This is a genomic window from Pseudomonas sp. PS01303 (assembly GCF_029959385.1).
Classification (GTDB): domain Bacteria; phylum Pseudomonadota; class Gammaproteobacteria; order Pseudomonadales; family Pseudomonadaceae; genus Aquipseudomonas; species Aquipseudomonas rustica.
This window is the reverse complement of sequence record NZ_JASCPK010000173.1, coordinates 1-10,694: the sequence shown is the minus strand read 5'-3', so window position 1 is coordinate 10,694 and position 10,694 is coordinate 1. Positions and strand designations below refer to the sequence as shown.

The 10,694-nt window shown below is 59.8% G+C and carries 12 protein-coding genes; 7 read left to right on the top strand and 5 right to left on the bottom strand.

Annotated elements, in window-relative coordinates; translation table 11 throughout:
• Nucleotides 1-145 precede the first annotated feature (145 nt).
• From QMX93_RS27365 to QMX93_RS27345, 5 genes are all read right to left on the bottom strand, one after another.
• Nucleotides 146-595 carry an LTXXQ domain protein gene (locus QMX93_RS27365; RefSeq protein WP_053118259.1) on the bottom strand — a complete coding sequence of 150 codons (450 nt, stop codon included), beginning with the start codon at nucleotides 593-595 and terminating at the stop codon, nucleotides 146-148.
• 283 nt (nucleotides 596-878) lie between these two features.
• Nucleotides 879-1,556, bottom strand: a complete 678-nt coding sequence (locus QMX93_RS27360; RefSeq protein WP_053118261.1) for a response regulator transcription factor — start codon at nucleotides 1,554-1,556, stop codon at nucleotides 879-881.
• A gap of 7 nt (nucleotides 1,557-1,563) precedes the next feature.
• Nucleotides 1,564-1,974 carry a translation initiation factor 2 gene (locus tag QMX93_RS27355; RefSeq protein WP_282358635.1) on the bottom strand — a complete coding sequence of 137 codons (411 nt, stop codon included), beginning with the start codon at nucleotides 1,972-1,974 and terminating at the stop codon, nucleotides 1,564-1,566.
• Between the two features lie 329 nt (nucleotides 1,975-2,303).
• A complete protein-coding gene (locus tag QMX93_RS27350; protein WP_282358634.1) occupies nucleotides 2,304-2,603 on the bottom strand; it encodes a YciI family protein in 300 nt (99 codons plus the stop codon).
• Nucleotide 2,604: 1 nt separating this feature from the next.
• A complete protein-coding gene (locus QMX93_RS27345) occupies nucleotides 2,605-3,204 on the bottom strand; it encodes a septation protein A (RefSeq protein ID WP_053118264.1) in 600 nt (199 codons plus the stop codon).
• Between the two features lie 87 nt (nucleotides 3,205-3,291).
• Between QMX93_RS27345 and QMX93_RS27340 the strand changes: the two genes are divergently transcribed.
• The 7 genes from QMX93_RS27340 to QMX93_RS27310 all read left to right on the top strand — a co-directional run bounded on the left by QMX93_RS27340 (nucleotide 3,292) and on the right by QMX93_RS27310 (nucleotide 10,572).
• A complete protein-coding gene (locus tag QMX93_RS27340; RefSeq protein WP_159812589.1) occupies nucleotides 3,292-4,155 on the top strand; it encodes a PHP domain-containing protein in 864 nt (287 codons plus the stop codon).
• Between the two features lie 13 nt (nucleotides 4,156-4,168).
• Nucleotides 4,169-4,798 carry an L-threonylcarbamoyladenylate synthase gene (locus tag QMX93_RS27335; protein WP_038363745.1) on the top strand — a complete coding sequence of 210 codons (630 nt, stop codon included), beginning with the start codon at nucleotides 4,169-4,171 and terminating at the stop codon, nucleotides 4,796-4,798.
• Complete coding sequence (locus QMX93_RS27330; protein ID WP_008088827.1) at nucleotides 4,799-5,620, top strand: ScpA family protein; 822 nt, start codon at nucleotides 4,799-4,801, stop codon at nucleotides 5,618-5,620.
• An 11-nt stretch (nucleotides 5,621-5,631) separates the two neighbouring features.
• Nucleotides 5,632-6,603 (top strand): SMC-Scp complex subunit ScpB, encoded by a 972-nt coding sequence (gene scpB / locus QMX93_RS27325; protein ID WP_282358633.1) that lies wholly within the window; start codon nucleotides 5,632-5,634, stop codon nucleotides 6,601-6,603.
• A gap of 129 nt (nucleotides 6,604-6,732) precedes the next feature.
• Nucleotides 6,733-6,924 (top strand): DUF1289 domain-containing protein, encoded by a 192-nt coding sequence (locus tag QMX93_RS27320; RefSeq protein WP_282358631.1) that lies wholly within the window; start codon nucleotides 6,733-6,735, stop codon nucleotides 6,922-6,924.
• 154 nt (nucleotides 6,925-7,078) lie between these two features.
• The gene (rluB, locus tag QMX93_RS27315; RefSeq protein ID WP_053118273.1) at nucleotides 7,079-8,299 is read left to right on the top strand and encodes a 23S rRNA pseudouridine(2605) synthase RluB; all 1,221 of its coding nucleotides are present in this window, start codon (nucleotides 7,079-7,081) and stop codon (nucleotides 8,297-8,299) included.
• 860 nt (nucleotides 8,300-9,159) lie between these two features.
• On the top strand, nucleotides 9,160-10,572 hold the full coding sequence (locus tag QMX93_RS27310) for an amino acid permease (RefSeq protein ID WP_053118275.1): 1,413 nt from the start codon (nucleotides 9,160-9,162) through the stop codon (nucleotides 10,570-10,572).
• The last annotated feature ends 122 nt before the right edge of the window (nucleotides 10,573-10,694 follow it).

Genomic DNA, 10,694 nt, shown 5'->3' with positions numbered 1-10,694 from the left:
TGCTGAGCGTTCCCTTGCTCTGCGGGGGAATGCAGTCGGGGACGCTCTGCGTCCCACAGTCAAAAGATCGCAGCGTGCCGCAGCTCCTACAGGGGCAAGTGCAAACAGGCCCAACGGGGTTAGCCGTTGGGCCATGGTCAGAACATTATTGCGCTTTTTGCGGCTGTTGCGCTTTCCACGCCTTGAACTCGGCCCATTCGGCACGGCGTTCAGCCTGTTTTTTCTGGATCTCGTCGAATTTCTTCTGTTGATCCGGCTTCAGCACCGCACGAACATCAGCCTCGCCTTTCTTGTGGTTGGCGGCCATCTCGTCTTTCAGGGCTTTCTGATCCGCTGGCGAGAGTTTTTCCAGGTACTTGTCGACCACTTGCTTACGCTCGTGCATCTGCTCGCCCATGATCTTGCGGATCTGCTCACGCTGTTCGCGGGACAGGTCGAGTTGGCTGTACGGGCCCTTGCCGTGCATGCCGTGCATCTGACCGCCGTGGCGTGGGCCGTCGAGCGGGCCACCCATCGGGCCGCCATCTTGCGGCATAGCCATGGCGACGGTTGGCAGAGCGGCAGCGAACATCAGAGCGATAAGAGTCTTGCGCATGGTGTATCTCCTTGTCTCGTTCCCGGTACGTTCCGGATGAGTTCAGATTACGGAGATCAAGGTCAGCGGCGGTCAGCGCTACGTAAAGCTTGGGTAAAGACGTTTCGTCATCAGCCTTACACATACCCCTGTAGGAGCTGCGGCACGCTGCGATCTTTTGACTGTGGGACGCAGAGCGTCCCCGGCTGCGTTCCCACGCAGAGCGTGGGAACGATCAGATCGCAGCCTTCGGCAGCTCCTACAGGGGAGGCGTCGCTCACCGTTTGGCCGGGATGTGTGCGATTCAGAGGCTGTAGTAGTAACCACGGCTGCGCAGGGCGACGATGCGTGGGCGGCCGTCGGGGTGCGGGCCGATTTTTTTGCGCAGGTTGCTGACGTGCATGTCGAGGCTGCGGTCGTACAGGGTCAGTTTGCGGCCAAGGGCGATCTGCGCCAGTTCCTGCTTGTCCAGTGGTTCGCCGGGCTGCTTGAGCAGGGCTTCGAGCAAACGACTTTCGGAAACAGTGAGGGTCAGTTCTTTCTCGTCGATGCTGACCACACCGCGCACCGGGCTGAAACTCAGGTCGCCCAGCTCCAGTTGCGTCGAAACGGCGGCCGGGTGACTGCGGCGCAATACGGCGCGCAGGCGCGCGGTCAGTTCGCGCGGGTCGCACGGTTTGGCCAGATAATCGTCGGCGCCGAGTTCCAGGCCGAGGATACGATCCAGTGGCTCGCCACGGGCCGACAACATCAACACCGGCAGATCAGCATGATCGTTGCGCAACTGCTTGAGCAGTTCCAGACCGCTGCCGTCGGGCAGCATCACGTCCAGCACCACCGCCGCCGGAGCGGTTTCGGCCAACGCTTTACGGGCGCTCTGGCCATCGTGGCAGGCGCGCACCTGGAAGCCTTCCTGGCTTAACCAGCTACTCAGGAGTTCGCACAACTCCTGGTCATCATCAATCAGTAACAGCTCGCTCATGACTCACTCAATTTAGCCATTGCCGACGTTTTCGGCTTGCTCCACTGGCAAAGATACCGCAGAGCAGCGCCAATAGCGCTACCCCGGCTCCCGTGACGAACCACTGCTGTTGATCGGTCAACAAACGCGGGAGCGGGCTGGCCTGTGCTTCCTTGAGTTGCAGCTTGAGGCGCTGGTTCTCCTGGCGCAACCGGGCGAGCTGAGCGCTTTCGCGTTCGTTGTCGACATTTTGCAATTGTTTGCTCAGTTCTTCTCGCTGCTGCTCGCTGGCCTTGAGGCGCTGCTGCAACTCGGTGATCTGGCTGCCGGCGCTCAATGACAATGGCGTGGAATTGCCACCTTCGGCGTTTTCCTCACCATGGGCGGGCGCCATGATCGACAGCGTGACCAACATCAGACACAACGAACCCTTGCGCATCGCAACACCTGCTTCCCAATGGATAGTGGGCAGGTTGTCGGCAGACGAACGAGAATAATGAGCGATTGAGATGGGTGAGAAGCGAGAAGGTTCAGTGCGCGGGAGGTGATGTTGGTGGCTGACAGATATTTTGTGGCTGATGAGTATTCTGTGGCGAGGGGATTTATCCCCGATGGGCTGCGAAGCAGTCCTGAAAAAGGAGTATGCGGTGTGTCAGGCACACCACATCGAATGGCTTTTGGGGCGGCTTTGCCACCCATCGGGGATAAATCCCCTCACCACAGGAATCCCCTTTGTCACAGTAATCCTGTAAGGCCCTGTCTTCAGCGTTAAGGCAGGACTTGTTTGAACGGCTTCACGACCACATTGGCATACACACCCGCCGCAATATACGGATCCGCATCAGCCCATGCCTGAGCAGCGCTCAGGGAGTCGAACTCGGCGACGATCAGGCTGCCGGTGAAACCCGCGGCGCCCGGATCATTGCTGTCGACCGTCGGGTGTGGGCCGGCCAATACGATGCGGCCTTCGCCCTTGAGCGCTTGCAGGCGTTCCAGATGCGCAGGGCGCGCGGCCAGGCGAGCTTCCAGTGAGTTGGCGACGTCGGTGGCAATGATTGCGTAGAGCATGTCAGTCCTCGGTTTTTGGTGTTGTTGGGGTATCGGCATCGTGCAGGTGGCGCGACAGGTAAATGCCCTGCGCGACCAGGAACACCAGGGTCATGCCCAGGCTGCCGAACACCTTGAAGTCCACCCAGTAGCTCTGGAAGGTGAAGGCGACGAACAGGTTGGCGGCCCCGCAGAACAGGAAAAAGGCGATCCAGGCGATGTTCAGGCGCGTCCAGACCGGATCCGGCAGGGTCAGCGCGTGGCCCATGATCCGTTTGATCAGCAGGCGGTCGCCGATGAAGTGGCTGCCGATGAACGCGACGGCAAACAGCCAGTTGACCACCGGGGCTTTCCACTTGAGGAAGGTTTCGCTGTGGAAGGCCAGCGTCAGGCTACCGAACACCAGACACGCGATCAGGGTTAGCCATTGGCTCTTTTCCAGCTTGCGCTGTTTGATGAAAAGCGCGCCGTACACCACCAGGGAGCTGATGATGAGCATCGCGGTGGCGCTGTAAATACCGCCTACAGTGACTTCATGGCCCGCGACATCGACCACCCGTGGATCAAGTTTGTAAACGATGAAAAACAGCAGAAGCGGGATGAAATCGATGAATTGTTTCACAGTAAGAGCCAGAAGCTGGATGTGGCGGCATAATAACAAACATATGGGCGCGCGATAGCGCCAGCTGATTTGAGGTTACAACTCTCCGTGAATGTTGATTTGCACTGCCATAGCACGGCCTCCGATGGCGCACTGGCGCCTGCGGTTCTGGTTGCGCGTGCGTTCGAAAACGGCGTGCGAGTCCTGGCGTTGACCGACCACGACACCCTTGAAGGCCTCGCTGAAGCGCGCGCGACCGCCAAAGAATTGGGCATGCAACTGGTCAACGGCGTCGAATTGTCCTGCACTTGGGGCGGCGCGACCATTCATGTACTGGGCTACGGTTTCGACGTCAACGCCGCGCCGTTGGTCGAGGCCATCGCCAAATTGCACGATGGGCGCTGGCTGCGGTCGGAAGAAATAAGCCGCAAGCTCGCCCTCAAAGGCATGCCCGGCGCCCTCGACGGCGCGCGGAAAATCCAGCAGGAACTGGGCGACAGCGGCAACGCGCCGGCCCGTCCGCATTTCGCTGACTGGATGGTACGTGAAGGTTTCGTCAAGGATCGCGCCGAGGCGTTCCGCAAGTGGCTCGGCGCCGGCAAGCTGGGCGACGTCAAGCTGCACTGGCCGACGCTGGAAGACACCGTCGGGACGCTGCGCGCCGCCAATGCCTGGGTCAGTCTGGCGCATCCGTGGCACTACGATTTCACCCGCAGCAAGCGCCGAAAGCTGATTGCCGACTATATTCAAGCAGGCGGGCATGCAATCGAGGTGGTCAATGGCCACCAGCCTGCGGAACAGGTGGGCAGCCTGGCAATCCTTGCCCGTGAGTTCGGTCTGCTGGTCAGTGCCGGCAGTGACTTCCATGGCCCTGGCGGCTGGTCCGAGATCGGCCAGTACCGGCCGGTTCCCGAGGACCTTCCACCCCTGTGGTGTCGGTTCAAACATGACACAGATATTGCCGCCGTCTGAACAGGTAGAGAATGTGAGTCAATTTTTCCAGATTCATCCGGAAAACCCGCAAGCGCGCCTGATCAAACAGGCGGTCGAGATCATCCGCAAGGGCGGGGTAGTGGTGTATCCCACGGACTCTTCCTACGCGATCGGTTGCCAGATCGGCGACAAGACTGCCATCGAACGTGTGCGACGCCTGCGTCAGCTCGATGAAAAGCACAACTTCGCGCTGATCTGCAGCGACCTGTCGCAACTGGGCAATTACGCCAAGATCGACACCGGCACCTTCCGCATTCTCAAGGCGCACCTGCCGGGGCCTTACACTTTTATTCTCAACGCCACCCGCGAAGTGCCGCGCCTGTTGCTGCACCCGAAGAAGCGCACCATCGGCCTGCGCGTGCCGAGCCATCCGATTGCGCTGGCGCTGCTGGCCGAACTGGGCGAGCCGCTGATGAGCGTGACCCTGATCATGCCCGGCGATGAAGACCCGCTCAGCGATCCGTACGAAATGCGTCAGTTGCTCGAACACCAGGTGGACTTGATCGTGGATGGCGGTTTCGGCGGCATCAAAGCCTCCACCGTGATCGACCTGACCGGCGACGACCCGGAAGTGGTGCGCGTCGGTTGCGGCGATCCGACGCCGTTCATGGTCGAGGCCTGAATGTCCGCAGTGGAAACCGTTGTCGATCCCCAGGCCGATGCTCAGCAGGAACTGCCGTTTGCCATGGTCTATGGCCAGGCGGTCATGGAAATGCCACTCGACCTGTACATCCCGCCGGATGCGCTCGAGGTCTTTCTCGAGGCATTCGAAGGCCCGCTCGACCTGCTGCTGTACCTGATCCGCAAACAGAACATCAACATCCTCGACATCCCGGTGGCGGAAATTACCCGTCAGTACATGGGCTACGTCGAATTGATGCAGTCGGTGCGCCTGGAACTCGCCGCCGAGTATCTGGTGATGGCGGCGATGCTCGCCGAGATCAAGTCGCGCATGCTCCTGCCGCGCGCCGAAACTGTCGAAGATGAAGAAGACGACCCGCGCGCCGAACTGATCCGCCGCTTGCAGGAATACGAGCGTTTCAAAGCTGCCGCCGAAGGTATCGACAACCTCAGCCGCGTCGGCCGCGACGTGGTTGTGCCCAAGCTCGATGCCCCGGAAGCCCGCGCGCGCAAGCTGTTGCCGGATGTGGCGCTGGAAGAAATTTTGATGTGCATGGCCGAAGTGCTGCGCCGTGGCGATATGTTTGAAAGCCACCAGGTCAGTCGTGAAGCACTGTCCACCCGCGAACGCATGAGCGATGTGCTGGAACGCCTCAAGGGCGGCGGTTTTGTGCCGTTTGTCGAGCTGTTCACTGCCGAAGAGGGCAGGCTGGGTGTGGTGGTGACCTTTATGGCGATCCTTGAACTGGTCAAGGAATCCTTGGTCGAGCTGGTGCAGAATGAGCCGTTCGCCGCGATCCACGTGCGAGCCCGAGCCGAATAACGAGTCGAAACATGAACCTGACTGAACCCCGCGAGCTGGCACCCCTGCTTGAAGCCTTTCTGTTGGCCTCGGGAAAGCCGCAATCCCTTGAGCGTCTTTTTGAACTGTTCGAAGAGGGCGAACGGCCCGAGCCAGCAGTCTTCAAGAAAGCCCTGACCCTGCTCGGCAAGTCCTGCGAGGGCCGTGCGTTCGAGCTCAAGGAAGTCTCGTCGGGCTATCGCTTGCAGATCCGCGAGAAGTTTTCGCCGTGGGTTGGTCGACTTTGGGAGGAGCGCCCGCAGCGTTATTCCCGTGCCTTGCTGGAAACCATCGCGCTGATCGCCTATCGCCAGCCAATCACCCGTGGCGAGATCGAAGACGTGCGCGGTGTGGCGGTGAACAGCAACATCGTCAAAACCTTGCTGGAGCGCGAGTGGATTCGTGTTGTCGGTTACCGCGACGTGCCGGGCAAACCGGCGATGTTTGCCACCACCAAGATGTTTCTCGATCACTTCAACCTGAAGAACCTCGAAGACCTGCCGCCACTGGCCGAGCTGCGCGAAATGGAAACTGATCCGGTGCTCGATTTCGACGACGCGCCGGTGCCGCAGAGTTTGCAGGAACTGACCGACGCCAGTGCCGAGCCGGAGGAGGAGAAGGAAGAAACCAGTTTCCACACCTTGCTGCTGGAGCTGGACAGCATGGAGGAGGGCATCAAGACCGACTTCGACGATTTGCTGCGGGATGCGGCGGACGGTGAAGCGCCGACGTCCGAGCCTGAAGTCGAGGTCGCTGAGCCCGTCATTGAAGTTGAACTTGAAGCCGAGCCAGAAGCCGAACCGGATGAGGACATTCTCGGCGTCGCCGAAGCGCGCGAAAAGCTGTTGGCCGCCGTCGCCGCCCTCGAACAGCCCGCGCCCGAACCCGAGTTGAGCGAAGAAGAAGCCGAAGCCCGCGCACTGGCCGAAGCCATCGAAGCCGAGCGCCGCGAGTTCGAAGACTGACCGCTGCTCGTTCTTTTGTAGGAGCTGAGCTTGCTCGCGAAAGCGGAGTGTCAGACACCATTAATGTGACTGACACAGCGCTTTCGCGAGCAAGCTCAGCTCCCACAGGAATTGTGTTGAAGGATAGTTATGAGCTCGACAAAAGACCCGTGCATCAGCCTCTGCAAATTCAGCGATGACATCTGCCTCGGCTGCGGCCGCAGCAAGCGTGAAATCAAAGCCTGGAAGAAACTCGACAAGGACGACAAGCGCACGGTGCTTGCCGAATCCGCGCTGCGCCTGATCAAACTCGGTGGCGCCGGTCGGCGGAAAAAGAAATAACTGGCGATCGATCAGCTAGTCTCTGATGCGCGACGGCGCACATCCGCGTATGATTCGCGACCCTTCGCCGATCCCTTCGGCCGAGAACCCAGATTTCAATGCTTCAGGCCCCCAATTCAGAGCGCCTGAACAGACCACACCGGGAGGTGCCCAGATGAGTATCAAAGATCAGCAAGACGACCAGCCAATCGGCCCAGCAGGCGAAAAACTGCAGAAAGTCCTCGCCCGTATCGGCGTCGGCTCGCGCCGTGACGTGGAATCCTGGATCAGCCAGGGCCGGATCAAGGTCAATGGCAAAGACGCCACCCTCGGTCTGCGTGTCGATCTGCACGACGCCATCACCATTGATGGCAAGGTGATCAAGCGCGAAGAGGCGGCCGAATCGGTACGCCGCGTGATCATGTACAACAAACCCGATGGCGAGATCTGCACCCGTGACGACCCGGAAGGCCGTCCGACCGTGTTCGACAAGCTGCCGCGCCCGAAAGAAGGGCGCTGGATCAACATCGGTCGTCTCGACATCAACACCACCGGTTTGCTGATGTTCACCACTGACGGTGAACTGGCCAACCGCCTGATGCACCCGTCCTACGAGATGGACCGCGAGTACGCCGTGCGTGTACGCGGTGAAGTCGACGACGAGATGATCGAGCGACTGAAGGCTGGCGTGGTGCTGGAAGACGGCCCGGCCAAGTTCACCGACATCAAGCAGGCGCCAGGTGGCGAAGGCTTCAACCACTGGTACCACTGCGTGGTGATGGAAGGTCGTAACCGTGAGGTTCGTCGTCTGTGGGAATCGCAGGGTCTGGTGGTCAGCCGTCTGAAGCGCGTGCGTTTCGGTCCGGTGTTCCTCAACTCCGACCTGCCGATGGGCCGCTGGCGCGAAATGAGCCAGTACGAAGTCGATATCCTCAGTGCTGAAGTCGGCCTGACGCCAGTGGCGATGCCGCAACTGAACGCCAAGAGCAAAGACAAGCTTGAGCGTATGCAGCGTAAATCGTCGCGTCCGATGGGCAAGACCGAGCGCGTACGTACCCTGCGTCCAGCCGCTGGCGCACCGACCGGCCCACGCCCAAGCCGTGAGCCGCAGATCGAAGGCGAGCGTCCAGCCCGCAAGCCGGTTGCCCGTGACGGCGAGCGCGCTCCGCGTCCGGCCAACGGTCGCACTGAACGTGGCGAGCGTGGCGCGCCTGCCGGTCGCGGTACGCCAGTGGCGGATCGTCCAGCAGACACCACCAACAAGCGTCCGGCTAAACCGACGTCGAAGCGTCCGGGGATCAAGCTGGTTGATGGCGACAAGCCGTCGGGCAAGCGCCGCGGTGCGCCGGCCGGTTCCGGTCAGCGTCCGGGGTTTGGTCGTCGCAAGCCTGAATAAGGCGGCTGTTAGCTTCTAGCGGCAAGCTTCAAGCTTCAAGCTCGAGCAAAAACGCCAACCGCAGGGTTGGCGTTTTTTTTGTCTGAAGAAAGGTGTTCGGTGTCTGATCGGGCCTCTTCGCGAGCAAGCCAGTGGTCTCAACAAATTAATTCCTGGCTAAAATCCCGATGACCGTTAACCAGCAGACGTCCTACAGAAAATTCTGAAATGGAAACTCTACGTTACGACTCGTAAAGAAATGTTTACGAAAAATCCGCTAAATCCCCGTGAATGGCAGGTTCCCGCGTGGGTGTAAGGAAAAGCTTCCGAAGCCCAATGGGCCGAGCCCGACGTAAGGCTCTGGGCCGCTTGTTTCAGCGACATTTGCAGGGTGAGATGCGCCCCATGCCTGCCGTGCAGGTGCATAACAACAAGGAGGCGCAATGAACGCCGTGACTGATTTCCACTTCTCTCCGTGGGACGGTTTTTTCCTCGTCCACGTCGATGGCCTGCAAAGGTCTGACTCCATTTTTGCAGCCGTTCGAGCCTCTCGAAACGGACACACGCAATCCCGGCAACCGCCACGCTGATCCAGCGGGGTCTGGCAGCAGGGGGTTAGCGGTGTACAATGCGCCGCGTTTTAACTGTGACCCTCTGCGTAATCGCGCAAAACTCAAGGCTACCCGCCTTGTTCACTCCGTCGCGCCACAAGCGTTTCGGGTTCGATTTCGTCACAGATAAAAACAAACAGGTGACGCATGACCGTTGTAATTGAGCTGAACTCCTGGTGCCTGCGCTGGGGTTTGATCGGGGCTGCTTGAAATCGCAACCTTGCAGCAACGTCTACTGAACATCATCAAACCTTGCGTGAGACCTTTTTCATGAGTGGACAACCCTCGCAATCAGGCGAGCTGAAACGCGGCCTGAAAAATCGCCACATTCAACTGATCGCCCTCGGTGGCGCGATCGGTACCGGATTGTTCCTCGGCTCGGCCGGGGTACTGAAATCCGCCGGCCCGTCGATGATCCTCGGCTACGCCATCTGCGGCTTCATCGCCTTCATGATCATGCGCCAGTTGGGCGAGATGATTGTTGAAGAGCCGGTGGCCGGTTCCTTCAGCCACTTTGCGCACAAGTACTGGGGCGGCTTTGCCGGTTTCCTGTCGGGCTGGAACTGCTGGATTCTGTACATTCTGGTGGGCATGTCGGAGCTGACTGCGGTCGGCAAGTACATCCACTACTGGGCGCCGGACATTCCGACCTGGGCCTCTGCGGCAGCCTTCTTCGTGCTGATCAACGCGATCAACCTGGCCAACGTCAAAGTCTTCGGTGAAGCCGAATTCTGGTTCGCGATCATCAAGGTTGTGGCGATCGTCGGCATGATTGCGCTCGGCAGCTACCTGCTGGTCAGCGGCAACGGCGGCCCGCAAGCGTCGGTAACCAACCTGTGGTCACACGGCGGGTTCTTCCCCAACGGCGTCAGCGGACTGGTGATGGCCATGGCGATCATCATGTTCTCTTTCGGCGGTCTGGAAATGCTCGGTTTCACCGCAGCGGAAGCTGACAAGCCGAAAACCGTGATCCCGAAAGCGATCAATCAGGTCATCTACCGGATCCTGATTTTCTACATCGGCGCCTTGGTCATCCTGCTGTCGCTGACCCCTTGGGACAGCCTGCTGGAAACCCTCAACGCGTCCGGCGATTCCTACAGCGGCAGCCCGTTCGTGCAAGTGTTCTCGATGCTCGGCAGCAGCACCGCCGCGCACATCCTCAACTTCGTGGTACTGACTGCGGCATTGTCGGTGTACAACAGCGGCACTTACTGCAACAGCCGCATGTTGCTGGGCATGGCCGAGCAGGGCGATGCGCCGAAAGGCCTGGCGAAGATCGACAAGCGTGGTGTGCCGGTGCGTTCGATTCTGGCCTCGGCAGCGGTGACCGTGATCGCGGTGTTGCTCAACTACCTGATCCCGCACAGCGCGCTGGAACTGCTGATGTCGCTGGTGGTTGCGACGTTGGTGATCAACTGGGCGATGATCAGCTTCTCGCACTTCAAGTTCCGTCAGCACATGAACAAGACGCAGCAGACGCCGCTGTTCAAGGCGCTGTGGTACCCGTACGGCAACTATGTCTGCCTGGCGTTCGTGGTGTTCATCCTTGGCGTAATGCTGCTGATCCCGGGGATTCAGATCTCCGTGTACGCGATTCCGGTGTGGGTCGTGTTCATGTGGGTTTGCTACGTGATCAAGAACAAGCGCAGTGCTCAAGCTGCGGTGCCTGCGACCGCGAAGTAAGCGCGCGAGCAGAAACAACAAACCCGGCCACAGTGCCGGGTTTGTCATTTCTGCACATTTTCCCCCTGTAGGAGCTGCCGCAGGCTGCGATCTTTTGATCTTGCTTGTTAAAAGATCAAAAG

Bases quoted from the DNA above. Each gene is read 5' to 3' on its own strand.
- QMX93_RS27360 (WP_053118261.1), bottom strand. From the start codon at position 1,556: ATGAGCGAGCTGTTACTGATTGATGATGACCAGGAGTTGTGCGAACTC.
- QMX93_RS27320 (WP_282358631.1), top strand. From the start codon at position 6,733: ATGAGCTCGACAAAAGACCCGTGCATCAGCCTCTGCAAATTCAGCGAT.
- QMX93_RS27310 (WP_053118275.1), top strand. From the start codon at position 9,160: ATGAGTGGACAACCCTCGCAATCAGGCGAGCTGAAACGCGGCCTGAAA.
- scpB (WP_282358633.1), top strand. From the start codon at position 5,632: ATGAACCTGACTGAACCCCGCGAGCTGGCACCCCTGCTTGAAGCCTTT.
- QMX93_RS27365 (WP_053118259.1), bottom strand. From the start codon at position 595: ATGCGCAAGACTCTTATCGCTCTGATGTTCGCTGCCGCTCTGCCAACC.
- rluB (WP_053118273.1), top strand. From the start codon at position 7,079: ATGAGTATCAAAGATCAGCAAGACGACCAGCCAATCGGCCCAGCAGGC.
- QMX93_RS27355 (WP_282358635.1), bottom strand. From the start codon at position 1,974: ATGCGCAAGGGTTCGTTGTGTCTGATGTTGGTCACGCTGTCGATCATG.
- QMX93_RS27330 (WP_008088827.1), top strand. From the start codon at position 4,799: ATGTCCGCAGTGGAAACCGTTGTCGATCCCCAGGCCGATGCTCAGCAG.
- QMX93_RS27350 (WP_282358634.1), bottom strand. From the start codon at position 2,603: ATGCTCTACGCAATCATTGCCACCGACGTCGCCAACTCACTGGAAGCT.